The 24,112-nt window shown below is 39.3% G+C and carries 20 protein-coding genes; 17 read left to right on the top strand and 3 right to left on the bottom strand.

Features of this window, described 5'->3' with window-relative positions; all coding sequences use genetic code 11:
- From GJV03_RS21455 to GJV03_RS08995, 13 genes are all read left to right on the top strand, one after another.
- A partial coding sequence (locus tag GJV03_RS21455) for a YDG domain-containing protein (protein WP_252720692.1) occupies positions 1 to 772 on the top strand: 772 nt, incomplete at its 5' end.
- Positions 773 to 775: 3 nt separating this feature from the next.
- Positions 776 to 2,461 carry a POTRA domain-containing protein gene (locus GJV03_RS09050; protein ID WP_154129922.1) on the top strand — a complete coding sequence of 562 codons (1,686 nt, stop codon included), beginning with the start codon at positions 776 to 778 and terminating at the stop codon, positions 2,459 to 2,461.
- A gap of 279 nt (positions 2,462 to 2,740) precedes the next feature.
- The gene (gene hutC, locus GJV03_RS09045) at positions 2,741 to 3,493 is read left to right on the top strand and encodes a histidine utilization repressor (protein ID WP_004721807.1); all 753 of its coding nucleotides are present in this window, start codon (positions 2,741 to 2,743) and stop codon (positions 3,491 to 3,493) included.
- Positions 3,490 to 4,071 carry a HutD family protein gene (locus GJV03_RS09040; protein WP_105714240.1) on the top strand — a complete coding sequence of 194 codons (582 nt, stop codon included), beginning with the start codon at positions 3,490 to 3,492 and terminating at the stop codon, positions 4,069 to 4,071. The genes hutC and GJV03_RS09040 overlap by 4 nt, the downstream gene beginning before the upstream one ends.
- A 237-nt stretch (positions 4,072 to 4,308) precedes the next feature.
- Entirely contained in the window at positions 4,309 to 5,985 is a 1,677-nt protein-coding gene (gene hutU / locus GJV03_RS09035; RefSeq protein ID WP_004820229.1) for a urocanate hydratase, read from the top strand.
- An 82-nt stretch (positions 5,986 to 6,067) separates the two neighbouring features.
- On the top strand, positions 6,068 to 7,606 hold the full coding sequence (hutH, locus tag GJV03_RS09030) for a histidine ammonia-lyase (protein ID WP_004721800.1): 1,539 nt from the start codon (positions 6,068 to 6,070) through the stop codon (positions 7,604 to 7,606).
- Positions 7,607 to 7,670: 64 nt separating this feature from the next.
- Positions 7,671 to 9,083, top strand: a complete 1,413-nt coding sequence (locus tag GJV03_RS09025; RefSeq protein ID WP_105714241.1) for an amino acid permease — start codon at positions 7,671 to 7,673, stop codon at positions 9,081 to 9,083.
- Positions 9,084 to 9,135: 52 nt separating this feature from the next.
- Complete coding sequence (gene hutI / locus GJV03_RS09020) at positions 9,136 to 10,347, top strand: imidazolonepropionase (protein WP_056515927.1); 1,212 nt, start codon at positions 9,136 to 9,138, stop codon at positions 10,345 to 10,347.
- Between the two features lie 28 nt (positions 10,348 to 10,375).
- A complete protein-coding gene (gene hutG, locus GJV03_RS09015; RefSeq protein WP_154129921.1) occupies positions 10,376 to 11,296 on the top strand; it encodes a formimidoylglutamase in 921 nt (306 codons plus the stop codon).
- Positions 11,297 to 11,332: 36 nt separating this feature from the next.
- Positions 11,333 to 12,604: a Glu/Leu/Phe/Val dehydrogenase gene (locus GJV03_RS09010; RefSeq protein ID WP_004721791.1), complete on the top strand. Its 1,272-nt coding sequence runs from the start codon at positions 11,333 to 11,335 to the stop codon at positions 12,602 to 12,604.
- Positions 12,605 to 13,505: 901 nt separating this feature from the next.
- Positions 13,506 to 13,964, top strand: a complete 459-nt coding sequence (locus GJV03_RS09005; protein WP_004721790.1) for a lysozyme inhibitor LprI family protein — start codon at positions 13,506 to 13,508, stop codon at positions 13,962 to 13,964.
- A 103-nt stretch (positions 13,965 to 14,067) separates the two neighbouring features.
- The gene (locus tag GJV03_RS09000; RefSeq protein WP_004721788.1) at positions 14,068 to 14,592 is read left to right on the top strand and encodes a hypothetical protein; all 525 of its coding nucleotides are present in this window, start codon (positions 14,068 to 14,070) and stop codon (positions 14,590 to 14,592) included.
- Positions 14,593 to 15,265: 673 nt separating this feature from the next.
- The gene (locus GJV03_RS08995) at positions 15,266 to 16,843 is read left to right on the top strand and encodes a sensor domain-containing diguanylate cyclase (protein ID WP_154129920.1); all 1,578 of its coding nucleotides are present in this window, start codon (positions 15,266 to 15,268) and stop codon (positions 16,841 to 16,843) included.
- A 390-nt stretch (positions 16,844 to 17,233) separates the two neighbouring features.
- Here GJV03_RS08995 and GJV03_RS08990 read toward each other — a convergent pair whose 3' ends face one another.
- The gene (locus tag GJV03_RS08990) at positions 17,234 to 17,869 is read right to left on the bottom strand and encodes a TetR/AcrR family transcriptional regulator (RefSeq protein WP_004820248.1); all 636 of its coding nucleotides are present in this window, start codon (positions 17,867 to 17,869) and stop codon (positions 17,234 to 17,236) included.
- Between the two features lie 110 nt (positions 17,870 to 17,979).
- Between GJV03_RS08990 and GJV03_RS08985 the strand changes: the two genes are divergently transcribed.
- Positions 17,980 to 19,500: an NAD(P)/FAD-dependent oxidoreductase gene (locus GJV03_RS08985; protein WP_154129919.1), complete on the top strand. Its 1,521-nt coding sequence runs from the start codon at positions 17,980 to 17,982 to the stop codon at positions 19,498 to 19,500.
- An 88-nt stretch (positions 19,501 to 19,588) separates the two neighbouring features.
- The gene (locus GJV03_RS08980) at positions 19,589 to 20,425 is read left to right on the top strand and encodes an SDR family oxidoreductase (RefSeq protein WP_154129918.1); all 837 of its coding nucleotides are present in this window, start codon (positions 19,589 to 19,591) and stop codon (positions 20,423 to 20,425) included.
- 508 nt (positions 20,426 to 20,933) lie between these two features.
- On the opposite strand, the gene GJV03_RS08975 is transcribed toward GJV03_RS08980, so the two are convergent.
- On the bottom strand, positions 20,934 to 21,557 hold the full coding sequence (locus GJV03_RS08975; RefSeq protein WP_154129917.1) for a LysE family translocator: 624 nt from the start codon (positions 21,555 to 21,557) through the stop codon (positions 20,934 to 20,936).
- A gap of 10 nt (positions 21,558 to 21,567) precedes the next feature.
- On the bottom strand, positions 21,568 to 22,143 hold the full coding sequence (locus GJV03_RS08970) for a PilZ domain-containing protein (RefSeq protein WP_004721776.1): 576 nt from the start codon (positions 22,141 to 22,143) through the stop codon (positions 21,568 to 21,570).
- A gap of 23 nt (positions 22,144 to 22,166) precedes the next feature.
- Between GJV03_RS08970 and GJV03_RS08965 the strand changes: the two genes are divergently transcribed.
- Both GJV03_RS08965 and lolD read left to right on the top strand, forming a co-directional pair.
- Complete coding sequence (locus GJV03_RS08965; protein ID WP_151956861.1) at positions 22,167 to 23,402, top strand: lipoprotein-releasing ABC transporter permease subunit; 1,236 nt, start codon at positions 22,167 to 22,169, stop codon at positions 23,400 to 23,402.
- The gene (lolD, locus tag GJV03_RS08960; protein ID WP_004721773.1) at positions 23,395 to 24,093 is read left to right on the top strand and encodes a lipoprotein-releasing ABC transporter ATP-binding protein LolD; all 699 of its coding nucleotides are present in this window, start codon (positions 23,395 to 23,397) and stop codon (positions 24,091 to 24,093) included. Before GJV03_RS08965 ends, lolD begins: the two co-directional genes overlap by 8 nt.
- Positions 24,094 to 24,112 lie beyond the last annotated feature (19 nt).

Raw genomic sequence — 24,112 nt, 5'->3', positions numbered from 1 at the left:
TGGCAAATACACCAATAGCGCAACGGGTCTAGACAAAAACTATGAGCTAAGCTTTGTGGATGGTTCATTAGATATCGCCAAAGCTAAAATTAACCAAGTGACAGGCATTAGCGCCAATAATCGTATTTATGATGCAACCACCAACGCAACATTAAATACTGGATCAGCACAATTCACTGGTATGGTTGCAGGCGATGAATTGAAAGTTGCTTCAGCAACTGGACAATTCAGTGATAAAAATGTGGGTATAGCAAAACAAGTCTCGATTCAGGGTGTCAGTTTAAGTGGTGCAGATGCACACAACTACGAGTTGGTGAATAACACTGCACAAACTACGGCAGATATTCGCCAAGCCAATATTCAAAACATTGCTGGAATTACGGCCAACAATCGTACTTATAATGGATTAACTGCCGCTGAGCTTAATCTCAGCAACGCACAATTCAACGGCATTTACGCTGGGGATAATTTAAACGTTGCAACAGCAACAGGACAATTTGACAGTGCGACCACAGGGCAAGCAAAAAATGTATCGATTACAGGTTTAAGTCTAGGTGGCTTAGATGCTCAAAACTACAAACTTGTGGATACCACAGCTGTGACCACAGCTGATATTTATCTGTTAACCCCTGCAGCCTATTTACAAGCTATACAATTCAAACGACCTCGTTATTTGCCTGAAACCAATAACGTCTTAAATACAGTTGATTTAGATGTACGCCAAGGTGGAGTTAACACTGCAGGTATTCAAATTTTGGCAGGGGAGCACTAATTGATGAAACAACAACACAATATATTGGCAACATCTGTGGCTGCCTGTCTGATGCTTTTGACCAGCAGTAACCATGCAGCGCCAGCACCTAATGCGGGTCAACTGCTACAACAACAGCAACAAGGACAAAACCTTGAACCACAGGCTGCTGTTCAGGTAGAAAGTTCAGCAAGCAATAACGTACCTAATTCACCTGATATCCAAATCTCTGTACGCAAAATTGAAATCACTGGAAATAGTCGTTTTAGCACAGCGCAATTGCATCACTTAGTGGCGGATGCCGAAGGTAAACAATTGAGTCTTCAGCAACTTTGGCAAGTAGCCCAAAAGATTACCACTTACTACCAGCAACAGGGCTATGCCTATAGTCGGGCTTATCTGCCTCAGCAGAATCTAAGTCAGGGCGTAGTACGTATCAATGTACTCGAAGCGTATTATGATCAAACCCAGATTGATAATCAAAGTCGAACGCAAAACTGGCTAATTGAACAAACCGTTGCACCACTTAAACAAGGTGAGCGGATCAACAGTGACCAGATGCAACAACAACTCAAACTGCTCAATCGTTTAAATGGAGTCAATACCCGAAATGTTTTGACCCCTGGTGCAACAGTCGGAAGTAGCCAACTCAATGTTGAAGTACAAAATGCAGCCATGTTGAATGGTTATATTGGCGCAGATAACTTTGGTAATCGTTATACCAGTCAAGTGCGTGGAACCGCTGGAATTTCTGCCAACAACCTTGCAGGCTTAGGCGATGAACTGAGTTTAGATGTAATGACTGCAGGCAAACGCATGAACTACGGGCGCGTGGGTTATGCCTTTACCTTTACAGGAATGGGTACTCGGGCAGGCGCAAGTTATTCTTATCTAGATTATGAACTTGGAAAAGAGCTAAAAAACATTGGCGCAGAAGGGAGTGCTGCACAAAGTAGCGTATTCATTAGCCAACCTGCCTTACTGACCAATAATGCAGAAGTCCTTCTCAGCTTACAATACGATCATAAACAACTGAAAGATGATATTCAGCTCAATCAATATTACAAACATCGAAATATTGACGTGGTGACTGCCCGACTGGATGGCTCGCAGTTTGATCAATTCTTGGGTGGAGGCTTAACCCAATATGGTGCCTCAACCAGTTATGGTCGTGTGAAATTTAAAAACGATGATGCCGCTGCTTTAGATGCGCAAACAGCGAAGACAGCTGGAGACTACTATAGTGCTACATTGAATCTGTCACGCTTACAAAATCTGAGCAATAAGGGCACGCAAGGATATTTGGGAATTTATGGACAATACAGTCCTTATAATCTAGACAGTGCAGAGCAATATCTAGGTGGTGGTCCATTTAATGTTCGTGGTTATGAATCGAGTCAATTTGCAGGCTCTACAGGTTATTTGGCCACAGCAGAACTTAGACAAAGTTTATTTGCCGATGCAAAACATCAGCTAACAGCGAAAGTATTTATCGATACAGCAGAAGTCACATTGAATGCCAAGCGTTGGGCAGGTGTGACAGGCGACAATCAAGTTCAAATCAGTAGTGCAGGTTTAGGTTTGAACTGGACGAGTGCGTGGAATATTCAAGCCAATGCAGAAGTTGCCTTTCCAATTGGAAATACCCCAGAGCAGTTGCAAGATCGCGATAATCACCAGTATTGGTTGAGTTTAAGAAAGACTTTCTAATTTGATTGAATAAATAAGGAGGCTTTTGCCTCCTTATTTATGTCGCCACGCAATAACAACAACATGTACAAAAACATGTAAAAAGCAAAATCTTCACTTCGTAATGGTATTGTTATCACCATGCTGTAAACAGACTTGGTATGATTAAATTGATATAAGTTGGAATGCCATTGATGAGTAATGGATATTTTTATCATGATTATTTGTATAGGCTTGTATATACAAATAACATCGACTCAAGATACAATGATTTAGAATATTTTGTATGAGTTTTAGCCAATGTCAAGAGCGTCAAAGCACAATGATCTAGACTTATCTCTAGAAGAAGATAGTCCTGTTCCTTTGTATTTGCGCGTGAAGCAAATGATTTCACAAAAAATTTATGAAGGAACCTGGACTGTAAATAAAAAAATTCCTTCAGAAAGTGAGTTGGTGAATTTACTAGGCTGTAGTCGTATGACAGTCAATCGGGCATTGCGCGAACTGACCAGTGAAGGCTTATTAGTCCGTATACAAGGTGTAGGGTCTTTTGTCGCTGAAGGACAAGGTCGTACAGCATTATTTCATGTGAACAATATTGCAGAAGAAATTATTGCGAGAAATCATAAACATCATGCTGAAGTATTGGTACTTGAACAAATTCAAGCCAATGAAGAACAAAGTCGGTTAATGCAAATTCGAGAAGGACAACGCTTATTTCACTCGATCATTGTGCATTATGAAAATGATGTGCCTGTGCAGATCGAAGATCGTTTAGTTGATCCCGTACTGATTCCAGATTATTTGGCACAAGATTTTAAAACTATCACGCCTAATGCCTATTTAATGTCAAAAGCACCTGTTACTGAAGGTGAGCATGTGGTTACGGCGATTCTTGCTTCAGCACAAGAATGTAAATGGTTAAAAATCAATAAAACAGAGCCTTGTTTATTGATCCGTCGTAGGACATGGTCCAATAAACAACTGATTTCTAGTGCAAGACTGATTTATCCTGGCAGTCGCTATTATTTGGAAGGTAAATTTACCCAATGATTGAGCTTTTAAAAGCCAGCCATTACAAAAAAATGCGATGGAAAAATGGCGAAGGCTATACGCTTGAAATCGCCCGTAGTGTAGGTGAAAGCTTAGCTGAGTTTGATTGGCGGATTTCGATGGCCGATGTGAAAACATCAGGGGATTTTTCCAAATTTAATGGGATGAATCGCTTTTTGACGGTATTGGAAGGTCAAGGTATTTCACTGTGTATAGACGATGATTTTAAGCATTTAAAAACATTGCAGTCCGTCGAGTTTCGTGGAGACAGTGTGGTCAGCTGTGAATTGCTGGCAGGGCACATTCGCGATTTTAATTTGATTTATAATCCAAAAAAGTTTGATGCACAGTATCAGTGGATTTTCTCTCCAGAAGCCTTAGAAATACCCATATTATCTGACGTGATGTTTATTTTTAATCAGAGTGTTGAGGTGTTAGTTATCGAAATTGGTCAACAGATTTTTCATTTGGAACATCAGGACAGTCTTAAACTTGAAGATGAAAAATCATTGCAAGCTATCACATTAAATCAGCAATTTTTAAAGCAAACTTGTCTTATACAGCTCACAAAAATCTAAATTTTATTGATTTTACTTAAACGCATACAACCTGAAGTTGTCTGCGTTTTTTTGTTTTTATGAAAAATAAATCTATTTATTTTATATGTTTATAAATTTTTTTAAAAATAATTAGAAAAGCATCTTTTCAATATTAAAGATTTGTGTAGTATATAGATGTATATACAAGTTAGTACATTGCTATACAGTGAATGCAGTTTAATTTGCTGGTTTAAACTCAAAGGAAGGAGTCCTATTGTGACAACAACGACAACAAAATTTCGTGATGTAGAAATTCGCGCACCTCGTGGTACTAAGCTCAATGCAAAAAGTTGGTTGACTGAAGCTCCACTGCGTATGTTGATGAATAATCTTGATCCTGATGTCGCAGAGAATCCAAAAGAGCTCGTTGTTTACGGTGGTATTGGTCGTGCTGCACGTAATTGGGAATGTTATGACAAGATTGTTGAAACACTTAAAACTTTAGAAAATGACGAAACTTTATTGGTTCAATCAGGTAAACCAGTTGGTGTGTTCAAAACACATAAAGATGCACCACGTGTTCTTATTGCCAATTCAAACTTAGTTCCACATTGGGCAAATTGGCAACATTTCAACGAGCTAGATGCTAAAGGCTTGGCAATGTATGGTCAAATGACCGCAGGTTCTTGGATCTATATCGGCAGCCAAGGCATTGTACAAGGCACCTATGAAACTTTTGTTGAAGCTGGTCGCCAGCACTACAACGGTGACTTAACAGGTCGTTGGGTGTTGACTGCTGGTTTAGGTGGAATGGGAGGGGCTCAGCCTTTAGCTGCGACTTTGGCAGGCGCTTGCTCGCTCAATATCGAATGCCAGCAAGCCAGTATTGATTTCCGTTTACGTACACGTTATGTCGATGAACAAGCTACAGATTTAGATGATGCTTTGGCGCGTATTGACCGTTATACCAAAGAAGGCAAGGTGATTTCGATTGCGTTACATGGCAATGCAGCTGAGATTTTACCTGAATTGGTTCGCCGTGGTGTTCATCCGGACATGGTGACGGATCAAACCAGTGCACATGATCCTCTCAATGGCTATTTACCAATTGGTTGGACATGGGAAGAATATCGCCAACGTGCCAAAACTGAACCAGAAGCAGTGGTAAAAGCTGCAAAACAATCTATGGCAAAGCATGTACAAGCAATGCTGGATTTCCAAAAAATGGGTGTTCCAACCTTTGACTATGGCAATAATATCCGTCAAATGGCGCAGGAAGAAGGCGTAGAAAACGCATTTGATTTCCCAGGTTTTGTACCAGCCTATATCCGCCCATTATTCTGTCGTGGTATTGGACCATTCCGTTGGGTTGCACTTTCAGGTGATCCAGAAGATATCTATAAAACAGATGCAAAAGTTAAAGAATTGATTCCAGACGATGAACATTTACATCGTTGGTTAGACATGGCAAGAGAACGGATTAGCTTCCAAGGCTTACCAGCGCGTATTTGCTGGGTTGGCTTAGGACTACGTGCAAAATTAGGTCTGGCATTTAACGAAATGGTACGTAGCGGTGAGCTTTCAGCACCAATCGTCATTGGTCGTGATCATTTAGACTCAGGTTCGGTTTCCAGTCCAAACCGTGAAACTGAAGCAATGCAAGATGGTTCTGATGCTGTATCTGATTGGCCATTGCTGAATGCCTTACTTAATACAGCAGGTGGTGCGACTTGGGTTTCATTACATCATGGCGGTGGTGTAGGAATGGGCTTCTCTCAACACTCAGGTGTCGTGATTGTTTGTGATGGTACGGATGAAGCAGCAGCACGTATTGCTCGGGTGTTGACCAATGACCCAGCAACAGGCGTGATGCGACATGCAGATGCTGGTTATGATATCGCCGTTGAATGTGCCAAAGCGCAAGGTTTGAACTTGCCGATGATCACCAAATAAAAGACATGGACATTACGATGCTTTTTGCAATTGTGTAAGCGGCATCGTAAGAGAACAATATAGCGCAAAACAGGACGTCAAAATGGAACTCTTAATTCAACCAGGCAAGCTCACACTCGCAGATCTTCGCCAAGCGTATTTAAATCCAATTAAAGTTAAACTGGATGACAGTGCTTATGCTGGCATCAATGCAAGTGTTGCGTGTGTCGAAAAAATTGTGAATGAAGGACGCACAGCTTACGGAATCAATACTGGTTTTGGCTTACTCGCTTCAAGTAAAATTGCCCCTGAAGACTTAGAACAATTACAACGCTCATTGGTACTTTCTCATGCCGCTGGTGTGGGCGTACCTTTAGATGATGCGATGGTTCGCTTAATTATGTTGTTAAAGGCCAATAGTTTGGCACGTGGGTTTTCTGGTATCCGTCCTAAAGTGATTGATGCAATCCTTGCCTTGATCAATGCAGAAGTCTATCCGCATATTCCATTAAAAGGTTCAGTCGGCGCTTCTGGTGACTTGGCACCCCTTGCACATATGTCTCTGGTTTTACTCGGTGAAAGTAAAGCACGCTATAAAGGGGAATGGTTACCAGCAGTGGATGCACTTAAAATTGCAGGTTTAGAACCTATTACTTTAGCGGCTAAAGAAGGTTTGGCACTTTTAAATGGTACTCAGGTTTCAACAGCATACGCATTACGTGGTCTATTTGAAGCAGAAGATTTATTTGCTGCTGCGACCGTTTGTGGTGGATTAAGCGTTGAGGCTATGCTCGGTTCACGTGCACCATTTGATGCACGTGTCCATGAAGTTCGTGGTCAGCGTGGTCAAATTGATGTTGCCGCTGCATATCGTGACTTATTGACTGAATCAAGTGAAATCGCTCATTCACATGAAGATTGTAGCAAGGTTCAAGACCCGTATTCACTGCGTTGCCAACCTCAAGTAATGGGGGCTTGTTTAACGCAAATTCGTCAAGCAGCAGAAGTATTAGCGATTGAGTCGAATGCAGTTTCAGATAACCCATTGGTGTTTGCGGCAGAAGGTGACGTAATCTCAGCAGGTAACTTCCATGCTGAACCGGTTGCAATGGCTGCTGATAATTTGGCCTTAGCGATTGCTGAGATTGGCTCACTGTCTGAACGTCGTGTTTCCATGATGATGGATCGCCATATGTCACAGCTTCCTCCATTTTTGGTTGCCAATGGTGGGGTGAATTCGGGCTTTATGATTGCTCAAGTAACAGCCGCTGCGTTGGCCAGTGACAATAAAGCACTTGCACATCCTGCCAGTGTTGATAGTTTACCGACCTCTGCAAATCAGGAAGACCATGTTTCCATGGCGCCTAATGCAGGAAAACGCTTGTGGTATATGGCTGATAACGTTCGCGGCATTCTTGCAGTTGAGTGGTTAGGTGCATGTCAAGGACTTGATTTCCGTGAAGGATTGAAAAGCTCTCCTAAACTTGAACGTGCCCGCAAAATTCTGCGTGATCAAGTGGCGTATTACAGCGAAGATCGTTTCTTCGCGCCAGATATCGAACAAGCAAGTGAATTGCTCGCAAGTGGTTGCCTGAACGAATTGCTGATTGCGAAGCTATTACCGAGCTTGTCTGAAGTGTGATCAATAAAACGGTCACATGGAGTGACCGAATCTAACTAAATTTCCTCAAGGATTGGAGATTATAATGTCACAACACTCCACATTACAGCGGGGGTTAAATACCCGTCATATCCGCTTTTTGGCATTGGGTTCAGCGATTGGTACGGGGCTTTTCTATGGATCAGCAACGGCAATTAAAATGGCAGGTCCGTCTGTTTTAATTGCTTATATGGTTGCAGGGATTGCAATTTATATTGTGATGCGAGCATTAGGGGAAATGGCTGTTCATAACCCCGTATCAGGTTCTTTTAGTGAATATGCCTCAAATTATATTGGTCCTTTAGCTGGTTTTACCACAGGTTGGACCTACGTCTTTGAAATGATCATTGTCGCCTTGGCTGACGTGACTGCTTTCGGTATCTATATGGGGTTTTGGTACCCAGATGTACCACGATGGATTTGGATTTTATCGCTGATTATGTTCTTAGGGGCAATTAACCTGATTCACGTTAAAGTCTTTGGTGAAGTCGAGTTCTGGCTATCCATCGTCAAGGTCAGCGCTATTGTTGCCATGATTTTGGGTGGTTTTGGTCTGATGTTCTACGGCTTTAATGCAGATCACACAGGCTTTGTACCCGGTATCCAAAACCTATGGATACATGAAGGTTTTATGCCCAATGGGATTATGGGTTTAGTTGCCTGCTTATCAGTTGTGGTATTTGCATTCGGTGGCATCGAAATCATTGGGATTACAGCAGGTGAGTCACAAGATCCGAAAACGTCGATTCCGCGTGCAATTAATGCGGTTCCTGTACGTATCTTACTTTTTTATATTCTGACAATTTTTGTATTGATGTCGATTTTCCCATGGAATCAAATTGGTAGCCAAGGCAGTCCATTTGTACAAATTTTTGAAAATTTAGGCATCAAATCTGCAGCAACTGTTTTAAATATTGTGGTGATTACAGCTGCAATTTCCGCGATCAATAGTGATGTATTTGGTGCAGGACGTATGCTGTATGGTATGTCTAAGCATAAACAAGCACCTCAAGTGTTCCAGAAACTCTCACGTAATGGTGTTCCTTGGATGACTGTTGTAGTGATGGCTGGTGTGTTACTTGTCGGCGTCGTGCTTAATTATCTGATCCCCGAAAATGTATTTATTATCATCGCTTCAATTGCAACATTTGCAACGGTTTGGGTATGGTTAATGATTTTACTTTCTCAAGTGGGTATGCGCCGTAAACTGTCTAAATCAGAAATTAAAGCATTAGATTTTCCTGTGATTGGCTGGCCTTATGCACCTGCATTTGCCATTGTATTTATGCTGTTTATTTTAGCCATGATGGGATATTTCCCAGACTCAAGACCTGCACTTTATGTCGGTATAACATGGTTAGTTTTACTCTGGATTGCTTACACGATATGGGTGAAGCCCAAGCAAAATTTAGTAAAAGAAAAACCAGATCTCCAACAAAACATCGAAATGGAAAGCTGATACTGAAGCTGCTCAAGCGTGATTAAAGCATGAGCAGCAAGAGGAAATGTCAATGAAAAAACTTTGGACAAACTGTCATATTGCAACCATGCAAGATGGGCAATATTCCAGTATTGAATCTGCTGCAATCGTCACTTTAGCACAACATATTCACTGGATTGGCGCAGAAAAAGATGTTCCTGTAGATGACTATGCTGAGATCATTGACCTCAATGGCGCATGGGTGACTCCCGGTTTAATTGATTGTCATACGCATAGTGTATTTGGCGGAAATCGCAGTGTTGAGTTTGAAAAACGTTTGCAAGGTGTCAGTTATGCGGAAATCGCAGCGAGTGGTGGTGGTATTGCAAGCACTGTAAGAGCAACACGAGAAGCAAGTGAGGAACAGCTCCTTGCTTCGGCACTCAAACGTATTCGTTGTATGCTTAAAGATGGTGTAACCACCATTGAAATTAAGTCGGGATATGGTCTGGACTATAGCAATGAACGTAAAATGCTCCGTGTGATTCGTCAAGTCGCTCAAACTTTACCGATGACCGTAAAAAGTACGTGTTTGGCAGCCCATGCTTTGCCACCTGAGTATCAAGATCAAAGTGATGCTTATATTGAACATATCTGTACGGAGATGTTACCCAAACTGCATCAAGAAGGTTTAGTCGATGCTGTCGATGCTTTCTGTGAGCATTTGGCTTTTTCTCCTGCGCAAGTTGAACGTGTTTTTAAAGTAGCTCAGGCATTAAACCTACCTGTTAAATTACATGCAGAACAACTTTCGTCCCTCGGTGGTTCAACGCTTGCTGCACGTTACCATGCTTTATCCGCAGATCATTTGGAATACATGACTGAAGCTGATGCCAAAGCCATGGCTGCTTCAGGCACAGTTGCTGTGTTATTGCCGGGAGCATTCTATTTTCTGAGAGAAACCAAGTATCCACCTTTAGATAGTTTGCAGCAACATGGTGTACGTATCGCATTATCCAGTGATTTAAATCCAGGAACATCGCCAGCCTTGTCATTACGTTTAATGCTGAATATGGGTAGTACATTATTCCGTTTAACACCAGAACAAGCACTCGCAGGTGTCACAACGCATGCTGCTTATGCACTCGGCTTACAAGATACGCATGGCACATTAGAACAGGGTAAAGTGGCGGATTTTATTGCTTGGGATATTGAGCATCCATCTGAGATTGTGTATTGGCTTGGCGGTGATTTATCAAAACGAATCATCCAACATGGAAATGAAATCTTGATCTCAGCTTGAGATTGATTTTTATAAAGTGATATTAATAATGAATCATTCATTTAAGTGGCAAGGACGACAAGATGGGGAAGGTGATGCACATCTACGTCTCCATCAAGTGATCAATACCAGTCCTCAAGCATCTTTTGCTTTTATTGGTTTTAGTTCAGATGAAGGTGTTAAACGCAACCATGGACGTTTAGGTGCAGCGGATGCACCAGATATGATTCGTGCTCAATTGGCAAATTTACCTGTGCATCAACCTGTGACCATTATCGATTTAGGCACCGTGCTTTGTGATCATGCTGAACTTGAAATAGCACAGGCGGAATTGGCGCATCAAGTCGAACGTAGTTTAAATTCCGATATGAAGCCGATTGTGTTAGGCGGTGGGCATGAAGTTGCCTTTGGCAGTTTTTCTGGTTTATTTCAATACATTCAAAATAATCATCTGAATAAGAAAATCGGCATTATTAACTTCGATGCACACTTTGATTTGCGTGAAGCTGAACATGTTACTTCAGGCACACCTTTTTTAAATGCAGCTAAACTATCAGAACAGTTTTATCAAGAATTTAACTACATGTGTATCGGTGTTGCCAAGCATTCAAATACTAAAATTTTGTTTGACACAGCAGAGCGTTTAAACTGTAATTATATTTACGATTATGAATTAAAACTGCAAAATGTTGAAAATTTAATCTTAAGAATAAATAATTTTATTAAAAAAGTAGACTATTTGTATATTACGGTTGACCTTGATGTATTTAACGCTAGCATTGCGCCGGGTGTCAGCGCACCTGCGGTGAAAGGAATCGATTTATCTATTTTTGACCCATTATTAGAAGCCATTAAAAAAACTGGCAAGATCAAAGTTTTTGATGTGGCTGAATGTAATCCGCGGTTTGATTTGGACAACAGAACTGCCAAATTAGCCGCTTATATCATTTTTAACTACATATTTGATTGATGATTCAAGTGACTTCATCAAAAGGATAAGCAAAGTATGTCTAATTTATCTTATATCTCTCAAAATAACGGTCCATGGTCTACCTACCTCGAACAAATCGAGCGAGTTACACCGTATTTAGAACATCTGAAAGATTATGTCGACACGTTAAAGCGACCAAAGCGTGCTTTGATTGTCGATGTACCAATTGTGATGGATGATGGCACAATCCGTCATTTCGAAGGCTATCGCGTTCAACATAACTTATCGCGTGGTCCAGGTAAGGGCGGTATTCGTTACCATCCAGATGTAGATCTCAATGAAGTGATGGCACTTTCTGCATGGATGACCATTAAAACTGCGGTTTTAAATCTACCTTTTGGCGGTGCAAAAGGTGGTGTTCGTGTTGATCCTCGTCAGCTTTCTCCTCGTGAGTTAGAGCGCTTAACTCGTCGTTATACCAGTGAAATTAGCCATATCATTGGCCCACAAAAAGATATTCCAGCGCCGGATGTTGGTACCAATCCCAACGTTATGGGCTGGATTATGGATACATATTCTTCGGGTCAAGGCCATACCGTAACAGGTGTTGTTACAGGTAAGCCAATTCATTTAGGTGGTTCTTTAGGACGCATTAAAGCAACAGGTCGTGGTGTATTTATTACCGGTCAACAAGTTGCTGCAAAAATTAAACTTCCTTTAGAGGGTGCACGAGTTGCTGTCCAAGGTTTTGGTAACGTTGGTAGTGAAGCTGCATATCTATTTGCCGATTCAAAATCTATTATTGTAACGATTCAAGACCATACAGGGACGATTTACAACCCTCAAGGTATTGATTTGGCAGCTTTAAAAACCTATTTAGAAAGCAATCAAGGTGTGGGTGGCTTTGCTGGTGCTCAAGCGATTAGCGATGAGGATTTCTGGGATGTTGAAATGGATATCTTGATTCCTGCCGCATTGGAAGGTCAAATCACGGTTGAACGCGCACAGAAATTAACAGCGAAATTGGTACTTGAAGGTGCAAATGGTCCAACTTATCCAGAAGCAGATGATATCTTAATCCAACGTGGTATCACGGTTGTACCTGATGTGATTTGTAATGCGGGTGGTGTAACGGTCAGTTATTTTGAATGGGTTCAAGATATGTCGAGCTACTTCTGGTCGGAAGAAGAAATCAACCAAAGACTCGATAAATTAATGGTTCAAGCGATTAATGACGTATGGCAGACCTCAAATGACAAAGTATGTAGTTTAAGAACGGCTGCATTTATTTTAGGTTGTGAGCGTATCTTAAAAGCACGTATGGAACGCGGTATTTTCCCGGGCTAATTTATTTGTTGTAAACGTGACCTTAGCGTATCTTCGCTAAGGTCATTTTTTATCTGTTTAAAACGCATTTTAACGGTCTATTTAAACAGCGAATTTACACAATCCATTGAATAATAATTATCTTATATAGCGTCTTGTATTGCACAGTAATAACATCTCAACGATCTGATTTCATCTTAGCATCAACTTTGTACTGCCTTATTTTGCATATAGATTTGTGCTATTAATTAGATAGAGTAGTCAAACCACCTCATTGTTCATACACATTATTTCTATCAAACCTTTGTTGATAAAAGAGGATTATGTTTTTGTGTGAACTTTTAGAAACTGTTGGTTATCAATTCATTTTTTTGTAATTTTGAATCCTAGATGGTTATTCTACCCCTGCGCAACATGAGCAAAAACAAAGCACAGCTTTGTTTGCAGCGCAAGGTTTGGCATTCCTAAGAAAAGTGAGGCATCGCCTACGCAAGGGTATTTAAACTTTGAAAGTAAGGTGTGGCATTGTAAGCCTTCTTACAATCAAATAATTTATTTTCCATGCAATTGATTTAATTGAAAATAATTAATTAGTAGAAATTATATTTATGCGTCTGAGTTTTTCTAACAGGTTGACTATAGAAACACATTCTAACCTTACGCTACTGCTTGTGCTTTAAGCAAAGAAAAATTTTGTTCTCGTTCAGCATGCAATGTAATAAAAATTTATAGGCTTAATTTTAGCAAGGCCGAATTGTATGGATAAGACTAAATATAGTCTGAATAAAATGTCTTAAATTTTGTAAAGTATTTGCCTTTTTATGGTTTTAATTTCACATGAATTAAACTATAAATTATATCTAGTATGTGAATAAATTATAGACACTTCTGCAATAAACCTTTTTAGAAAGTAGTTAAGAATATGAATAAAATATACTCAAAATACTTCTATATTTTGAGCATTGGTAGCTTATGTAGCTTTGCGACTTTGTTATCAGCTGCACCGACATTGCAATACTCAAAAACCTACCAAAGCTGCATAAATACAGCAAAAACCACAGGGAACAAGCAACTGTGTATTAGTGCAGAGCATTTAGGTCAGAATGAAAGATTAAATCAGGCCGTAAAAAAACTAACACCCAAGCTCTCAGCATATCAACAAAGCAGATTAGCTGATGCTCAAGTAGAGTGGCAATCTTTGCAAAATTTTAAAGATGATCAATGTGATCAAGCTGTATTTGATGATGAAAATGCAGTTAAACCTTCGGGTAAAAACTTGACCGCATTGGATTGTGACCGACAGTCGCTTGAACGTGTGGCTGAACGCGCTTATGAATTGGAACAAGGCAATGTGCGGGCTGAATATTATCTTGATCCATAATTTATGATTGCTCATGATGTCTAAAGCATCGAAGTGTTTTATAAAAAATTTTATTGGTTTTAGTGTAGATAAATCATCAGCGTAAGCAAAAGGAAACTTTCTTATGATCAGTAAACAACAATTGACAATCAGTACAAGCAATAACCGACAACGCCAGAGTAAGGGAGATAAACATAGAGTCGCAGGTATTTTGGCTGTATTCACATTAGGCTTGTTACTCACTGGTTGTGTTTCAACACCTAATCCTGTGCAACAGGCTGCTGATAAATTGGTCGGACAACATGTAAATAAAGCGATCGGAATCTTTGGCTCACCAACTTATCGCGTCCCAGCGAGTAAATTAGGTGGCTCTGCAATGTGGGAAAATTCGATTGTTTCACAACGTGTTGTACAGCAATTTGTGCAAACGGGAACTGAATATGCGGGTCAGCGTGTCGTTGGTCAAACCGGCGGGCAAGGCGTTGTTGGCGCTATTTATGAAAATCAATATCGTCCAACAGGATACTATCAAAACGCTGTACAAGAGCATGCTCAATACCTTTGTAATATCACAGCACTGACGGGTCCAGGTGATATTATTACGAGTATTATGGTGATTGGATGTAAACAGAGTAAAGATGGTTTGTGATCCTTAAAAGCCAAATATAGCTTTAATCTGACAGATATACGATAAAATGGATAACTGTCAGATAAGGTTGACGAGAGTATCATTTTTAGAAGACTACGATGATCAAAATATTCTGTTCAAAGGTTCACACATCAATTCAGTAAAATAATTCTTATTCATGCGCCTTTTTTATTTATTTTTCTCTAGGATAGAAACGTTAAAATAAAAAAGGATAATGGCGTGATTTAAATCATTTTAAGCATTTCATCCAATAGGATATATGACTCCAGAAATATGCAAAAATAATGTGCAACTTCAAGCAATTTTAGCTACCCTCATGATATCTGTAGTGCCTATAGTAACGGCATATAGCCATGGGAAAATAAAATAGCACAGGTATTTTTCTGGTTTAATTTACACCTGATTCAGTTTACATAATCATCTTTTTATTTATGAATGAGATCTAATATATTACTTTTTCGTGCTCGTTCTCATGATTTATATACTGAGTTAAAGTCGCTAAAAATTCATTGAGAAAAGCCTGATGATTATCTTCAACAAATTTTCTTAAAAATTATGTTAAGGGAAACCATTTAAAAATCATGAAAATAAATTAAACAATGGTAAAAATATTGTAGTAATACTAAGTAAAAAAGAATAAAATTCAATCAAATGCTGTTTTGCAAATGACCTCATGAAACTGAAAAAACTCATATTTTGTTTAAAGTTAAATCTGAGAAAACTTATTCTTTTTTTAGCAATATTCAGCATCGCTATTCTATTTATTGCTTCACTTTTCGTGAATTATTCTATTCAAAAAAAAGAACTACTAGATACTTCTCTTTCAGTAAATATGGAATATGCCACTAAGATTGCCCAAAAAACGGATTCTCAAATTCAGACTGTGTTAAAGCAGTTAAATTATAGTGCCACTTTGCTGGGGGATTCATTTAATGATGAGCAATTTAAACAGTTGGAAGTGGATCGACTTAAATTTCAATCGAATTACTTTGACAGTGTGATTATTTCGGATAAATACGGGCATGTACTGAATTACTCACCTTCAAAAATTGCCATAAATAAAAATGTGGTGAATACAACACTTGGGTTTAAACAATCCATTGAAACGCAAAACACGGTGATCACAAGTCCATATTATTCAATCAAAAACAATTTAATTGTTTTTATTTCACAGCCTATTTTTGATAAAGACAAAAAGTATTTGGGCTTTATTGGTGGTGCAATTTATTTAAAAGAAAAAAATATCATTAACGAGTTATTGACACTGAGCTTTAACTATAAAGACAGCTATATGTATGTATTGGATAGCAACAGAAAAATTATTTTTCATCCTGATGCGAGTCGAATTGGTACTCTTGCAACAGACAATACCGGTCTTAACTATATGACCAGTCATATGATTGGAAAAATAAGACTCATCAATAGCAAAGGCGTAGATAATTTAGCGGGCTTTGCCAGAGTCAGTCATACCAACTGGATCATCGTTTCACAACAACCGACCCATAAGCTTTTAGAAAAAGTTCCATATCTGATTTATAAAATTATTGCTTATATGCTTGGTTTTTATATTTTGATCTTTTTGATTATTTGGAAGATATCATATTATATCTCAGCGCCTTTAAACCGCTTAGCAACCATGGCGAGTCATCTCAATAACCCAGAGACTGCAACTCAAATTAAAGATGTAGATGCTTTATATTATGAAGTGAGAAATTTTAAACGCTCACTGTTACAGAGTTCTTCAAATTTTAAGAAAAAAATCTCTACACTCAATCATTATGTAAATACAGACCCGTTAACAGGATTTTATAACCGCAGAGGGATGGAGTTACATATTGAACGCTTAATGAAAAATGATGCACCATTTGCAATTATTGCTGTGGATATCGATTATTTTAAAAAAATTAATGATCAATATGGGCATGAAAAAGGCGACTTAGTCCTGACCAAGACTGCACAAAATATTAAAGATTGTGTTAGGAATATTGATGTTTGTTGTCGGATTGGTGGAGAAGAATTTGTGATTCTAAGCCCGATTGATAGCCAAAATTTAACCATTAATATTGCAGAACGAATTCGGCAGGCATTAGAAGTAACGCCAATCGGAGAAATACCTGCGATTACCGTGTCAATAGGGATTGCGCATTGGCCTGAAATTTCTACCGACATCCATAAGGTGTTTAAAGCTGCTGATGAATATTTATATCTGGCAAAAAAAGATGGACGTAATTGTATTCGTTATAAAAAATAGCATTTAAAAATGCAAACTTATCTTCAATAAAGATCTTTCATAAATCAAAAAATGATCATGTGGAGTGAATCATATTGGTATTGAAAGTTCCTTCTCCCTCTGGGAGAAGGCTAGGATGAGGGGATTTTATATTGATTTATGGTTTTAAAAAGGACTTATGAAAGAAGTCTAATATTTTATCTCATTAAAAACTGCCCATAATCTATGTTATGGACAGTTTTTGAGTAAATTTAAGTATTATTTCAATCTTAGGATAAAAAATAAAAAACTGTATTGAGGCTATATCTCCGTCCATGGGTGAGATTGATGTCTTCACAAGATAACCATAACCCGTAGGATTGAATGAGATAAATAAAACAGTTTAATTTATATTCCGTTGGTTGCTATAAATCAGGCTGATGGCTTAGCAACTCCACCAATGATTAACTCAATAATCGAATCGCCATAGTTTTTTAAACCTTTGAGATCTTCAGGATTGGCTAAAAAGCGTAAAGCCCCATTGGTAATCATCCCAATGATATTATGCCCCGTATTTTCACAATCTAAATTTTCACGAAAAAAGCCAGAATCTACCCCATGCTTTAAATAGTTGGCAGTAAAAATACCCGCCATTTGCATCAAGTTTTGAATAAATCTGGTCATTTCAGCATCTATTGAGGTTGCTTCAAGTAATAATAATTTTAGAGTTAGAGGATTCTCTTGTGCAAAAAGACGGAAGCGTTCAGAAATTCGCTGACATTGTTCACGGTACTCTTCAATATTATTCACTGCTTGAGGTGCATTTTCACCGGTAAGCAATGCCATGATTTTTTGCATGGTATCAGAAATAACATGCTGCAAGATATCGCGTTTATTTTCAAAATGGCGATAAAAAGTACCATGACCAATGCCTAAGCGTTTGGCTATATCTGAAATCGCTGTTTGATGGTATCCACGCTCAGAAAATTCTAAAAACGCAGCTTCTAAAATATCAGCTTGTAATTGGATACGTTGACGTTCTGCACGAGTTAAAGTTGGTTCATTCATAGGCAAAGAATACCAAATAAATATTCAAAATTGTTAAACAATGGAAATTGACAAGTCATTCCGTTTTTGACATTGTATTCCTATTGTTTATATTCTAAGCGATTTTCAACATGGAACAAATGAAAAAAAGCACTAAAGATAAAAACTTTTATAAAGTGATTATCGTGGGTGGTGGTTTTGCTGGTCTTGGTGCCGCAATCAAATTAAAACAAGCAGGGATTGAAGATTTTATATTGCTGGAAAAGGCTGCTGAAATGGGCGGGGTCTGGCGTGAAAATACCTATCCAGGTTGCGCCTGTGATGTACCATCGGCGCTCTATTCATACTCTTTTGAACAAAACCCTGCATGGTCACGGGTCTTTGCACAGCAAAAAGAAATTAAACAATATTTATTTGATGTGGTCGATAAGTACAAGGTCATGCCACATGTGCATTTGAATCGTGAAGCTTTACAAGCACAGTGGTCCGATGTGGAAAATTGCTGGATTATCCAAACCGTACAGGGCGAGTTGCGCTCTCAATTTGCAATTCTTGCTTGTGGCCCTATGCATGAACCTGTATTGCCTGATGTTAAAGGTATTGAAAGCTTTAAAGGAGAAATTTTCCATTCTTCACAATGGCGGCATGATTTGGACTTAACAGTTCAACGGGTTGCGGTGATTGGAACAGGTGCTTCAGCCATCCAGTTTGTACCGCAGATTCAACCCCAAGTTAAACAACTGACGATCTTTCAACGTACTGCACAATGGATTTTGCCAAAGTCAGACATGCCATTACTTGCACCTGTTCGTGCCATGTTTAAGCTGTTACCGCTGACTCAACAGCTGATGCGAGGCTCAGTCTATGGAATTTTTGAAACGATAAATGGTGGAATTCAAAGTCCTGCGGCTATGAAGCAATTTCAAAAATTAGCCAAATGGCATTTAAATTACCATATTAAAAATCCACAACTACGAGAAAAATTAACCCCCAATTTTATTATTGGTTGTAAACGTATTTTGCAATCCAACAATTGGTATCCCGCTTTAGCACAAAACAATGTTGAGGTGATTGCCAGCGGTTTATCTGAAATTAAAGGGAATACTTTAATTGCAAGTAATGGTGAACGTTGTGAAGCTGATGTGATTATTCTTGGTACAGGGTTTGAGATTGCTGAACCACCCATTGCCAATCGTGTCTATAACCGTTTTGGGCAGCGTATGTCCGATGTTTGGCAGGGTAGTCCTGAAGGCTATATGGGGACAATGATCGAAAATTGCCCAAATGTTTTTTTGATGTTTGGTCCCAATGTCGCTGTAAGTTCTTCAGCATTTATTATCATTGAAGCTCAGCTTGATTACATCATCGATGCTTTGAAACAGGCAATTCAATTGGGCATCAAGACCATTGAACCAAATCCCAAAATTACCAAAGTTTTTAATGAAAAAGTCCAAGCAGCTTTGCAAACTACGGTCTGGAACAAGGGCGGATGTCAAAGCTATTTTATTGATCGCAATGGGCGCAACAGTACAGTTTGGCCGTGGTCAACCTATAAACTCCGAGTAAAGATGAAACATTTTAATTTAGCTGAGTATCTGATTGATCATCAACCTGAACCAAGCACAATGTTAAAGCAAGCAGATGTCGTATGAGAAAGGGATTTTAACTTTCATCATATTCAAACCTAAATAAAGAGGATGGATATGAAATTTACCAAGATTTTAAATAAAGGATAACGCAATGTTTAAAAAACAAAAATTAAAAGACAAAGTGATTGCGATTACTGGTGCCGCACGTGGTATTGGTTTAGCTACCGCGGAAGCTTTAATTGCACAAGGTGCAAAAGTCAGTATTGGTGATCTCGATTTAGCACTTGCTGAAAAAGAAGCACAACGTATTGGTGCCAAAGCTTTTAAAGTGGATGTGCGTGATCGTGAATCATTTGCCCAATTTATTCAAAACACCATTCAACATTATGGCAGTCTTTATGCTTTAGTAAATAATGCTGGGATTATGCCGATGGGGGCTTTTCTTGATGAAGATCCCGCTTTAGCAGATGCACAGATTGATATTAACTTTCGTGGTGTCATCATTGGTATGCAATTGGCACTTCCTGAACTGCTTAAATATAAACAAGGCCATATTGTTAATATCGCATCACTTGCAGGGCGTTTTGCCTTGCCGGGTTCTGCGGTTTATTCAGGGACTAAATTTGCTGTGATTGGTCTCACCGAAGCAGTTGCAGGTGAGTTTCGTGATTCTGCTATTCAGTTCACGGCAATTTTACCCAGTAAAGTGCTGACAGAGCTCACCGCTGGAACTGAAAATGCGGCAAAAACGATTCCAGCGGTGACACCACAACAGGTTGCCGATACAGTTGTGAGTGCTTTAATTAAGCCACGGTTATTTATTGCGGTACCTGATTACTTACAATCAGTACATAGTGCTTATGCTTTATTGCCGCAATGGGCGCAAACAGGTGCCCGTCGTATCTTGGGGGATAATGGTATTTTGACTAAGCTTGATCATTCTGCCCATTCAAGTTATGCCAAGCGAATTCATAAGTTGGCAGAATAATTGCTTATCAAAAAGAAACTTTTTAAATTAGTACAGGGTCTGTAGACATTTCATAAATGGCTTGCGTTGTAGGTTAAAATTGAGCATGAGACGTATACGTCGTAAAGCATGAATGAGAATAGCGAGACTATTTTCAAGTTTCATAACGAAGGCTGAGATAATTTTAGCCACAACCCTGAGCAAGAACAAAGCACTGCTTTGTTTGCAGCGCAAGGCGCAGCGGGGGACTAGCGTGTTTTTTGCCGCTACGTCGTTACGAACTACTCATTTAGAATGACTAAATTTCGTATCTCGCGCCTAGTATCGCCTAAAAAACACACGTAGTCGCAAACATAGACGAATTGTCAACAGACCCTATTTGACTCAAAGTAAATACTCCACTTTGAGTCGTTTTTTATGGGTGTGGCTAAGATGGATATCATTGGATATACGTTGATGCGTATTACTATACAGTTGGTTCGGCTACATCTTATTGAAAACGTTTAAATTTATATTAGATTGCTTGGTGTTATCTTTTTGAGCTCAGCATGATTTGTGTTGCTAAGCCAAAAAATACCGTACCCATAAACCATTTTTGTACTTTTAACCAAAGTACGTGACGATTTAAAAATTGAGTAAATGAACTGGCGGTAAAAATAAACAGCATGTTGATGAGTAGACTAATCACAATTTGCACAAAACCCAAACTCAGCGTTTGCACTAAAACATCGCCTTGGTGTGGTTTGATAAATTGGGGCAGCAAAGCTAAGTACATCATCGCAATTTTAGGATTGAGTAGATTGGTCAAAAAGCCCATTAAGAATAGTTTTGAATTAGAATAAGACTGTTGACTGGCAATCACAAAAGGCGAATGAGGAGAGCGAATTGCTTTCCAGCCGAGATAAATCAGGTAGAGCGCACCAGCAATTTTTAAAACATCATATGCAACTGGAATCGTCATTAATAAAGCGGTGATCCCCAAAGCAGCACACAACATATAAAATACAAAACCGAGCGCTGTGCCGCCCAATGAAACCATTCCCGCAGTTTTGCCCTGACACAAAGACCTTGAGATCAGATAAATCATATTTGGGCCAGGGGTGAGTGCCATACCTAAGGCAATCAAGGCAAAAGCGAATAAAGTAGAGTCCATATGTTCAATATCAATTATTCTGTAGGGTGATGTTCTGTTGAATACATTCAGCCAGTTTGACTTTATCTTGTGGATGTAAGGTAATGAAGTACGCACCTACACGATATTGCTCATTTTCAGCAGGTTCCGAGTACGCAATTTGTGCCGTTGCTGCAATATGGAAGAAATTTTCAGGATGACTCAGGGTGACATGAATAAAGCTACCTTGTTTCAGGTATTGTTGACTGGTAAAACTGAAGCCACTTTCAGAAAAATTGACTTTTTGTGGCGTTGGTAACATGGTTTGTACAATAGAATCGTAAAGAGAACCAGTAATAAGGTTTAACTTTTGGTTGAATAAGGATAAGATTCGAGCAATTTGTTGATCTTTTTCATTTAATTGTTCTAATTCGTAGTGAAGTGCATGATCAAATTGATCTAATTCTGCAAGTAGTAGAAAATAGCGCGGTAATACAAAATTAGCATCATATGGATCGTTCAGCGCAACTTCTTCAGAAATGATTTGATAGTTGATCCTTAACGCAGCATCGATTCGTGACATGACACGACGTTCATTTGCTTCATTTTGATGCTGTAACGCTTCCATAAAACACCTCGGACTAGAATGGTATGTTTAAACCAATCTCGCTGTATATAGGGTTGAGATACACTCGCGCACGGCGTAGTAATCACTTTATTTCTTTTATCGCTTTGGTTTCCATGATCGGTCTAACCTTAGGGGTTGCTGTACTGATTACAGTTTTATCTGTTATGAATGGTTTTGACCGAGAGTTAAAGAACCGTGTTTTAGGTATGATACCTCAAGCCACTGTTTCTTCAACACAAATTCTAACAGACTGGCCTGTACTTGCAAAGAAAATTGAACAACATAAGCATGTGACTGGTGTTGCTCCATTTACCCAACTACAAGGTATGCTTACGGCACAAGGACAGGTCGCCGGCATCATGGTGACTGGTATTGAACCTGAATATGAAAAGAAGGTTTCAATTATCCAAAATCATATGGTGGAAGGTAGCATAGATCAACTAAAAAAAGGTGAATATGGCATTGTTCTAGGCAAACAAATGACTGATGCGTTAGGCCTTGGTCTAAATGACAATGTCACCTTGGTTTTACCTGAAGCAACCCCTTCGCCAGCAGGAGTTGTACCACGTTTTAAACGTTTTAAAATCGTCGGTATTTTTAGTATAGGTGCAGAAGTTGATTCGAGTTTAGGTTACATCGCACTCAATGATGCATCTACGCTATTACGTCTACCTGACGGTGCGCAAGGTGTGCGTATGAAACTGGATGATATTTTCCAAGCGCCACAGGTTGCCAATGAAATTGTTCGTGAGTTACCAAGCGGTTTCTATGCCTCAGATTGGACCTATACGCATGGTAATTTATTCAGCGCAATCCAAATGGAAAAGGCAATGGTCAGTCTATTGTTATTCCTCATCGTACTTGTTGCTGCATTTAATATTGTCTCTTCATTGGTCATGGTTGTGACGGATAAAAAATCAGACATCGCGATTCTAAGAACATTAGGCGCATCACCAGCAACAATTACCCGCATTTTTATGGTGCAAGGTACTGTGATTGGTGTGGTTGGAACGGTTGCTGGTGCAATTTTGGGGATTATCTCTGCGTTAGGAATTAGTAACTTTATTGGCTGGTTGAATACTGCATTTGGATTACATTTATTCGATGCCTATTTTATCAACTACTTACCTTCTTATTTAAGATGGCAAGATGTAGTGGTGATTGTGAGCTTGTCCTTAGGCCTAAGCTTTATTGCAACCATTTATCCTGCATTGCGAGCAGCTAAAATTCAACCTGCGGAGGCGCTTCGTTATGAATAGTGCTACACAAAGTCCAGTGGTTTTAGAGGCGCAAAATATCTATAAATCGTTTACGGATGGCAAGTCGCATGTAGACGTGATTACAGGTTTATCTTTGCAAGTCGCGCAAGGTGAGTTTGTCTCTATCGTGGGTTCAAGTGGTTCAGGTAAAAGCACACTCTTGCATATTTTGGGGGGTCTTGATCGTCCGACCCAAGGTCTTGTCAATTTAAATGGCAAACGTTTTGATAACTTAGGTGAAGCTGAACGTGGTTTCTTACGTAATGAACATCTAGGATTTGTTTATCAGTTTCATCATTTACTGCCTGAATTTACTGCCCTTGAAAATGTCGCGATGCCGTTGATGTTAAGAAAAGATGCAGAGTATAAAAAGGTTAAAGAACGTGCTGAATATCTACTTGAACGGGTTGGATTATCACATCGTTTAACGCATCAACCTGGTGAGTTATCAGGCGGTGAACGCCAACGTGTGGCTTTAGCACGTGCTTTGGTCACTCAACCGAAGTTAATGTTAGCCGATGAACCGACAGGAAACTTGGATCGCAAAACAGCAAAATCTATTTTTGAATTACTGCGTGATTTACGTGAGGAATTTAATATGGCTATGTTGATTGTGACGCATGATGAGCAACTGGCAAAATCAGCAGATAGAATCCTACATATGCAAGATGGTATCTGGATCGATGGTTAAGTCAGCATTTATTTTGATG

The organism is Acinetobacter sp. RIT698 (assembly GCF_009668065.1).
Taxonomy (GTDB): domain Bacteria; phylum Pseudomonadota; class Gammaproteobacteria; order Pseudomonadales; family Moraxellaceae; genus Acinetobacter; species Acinetobacter guillouiae.
The sequence above is the reverse complement of the archived record's forward strand: the minus strand, read 5'-3'. Positions and strand labels throughout refer to the sequence as shown.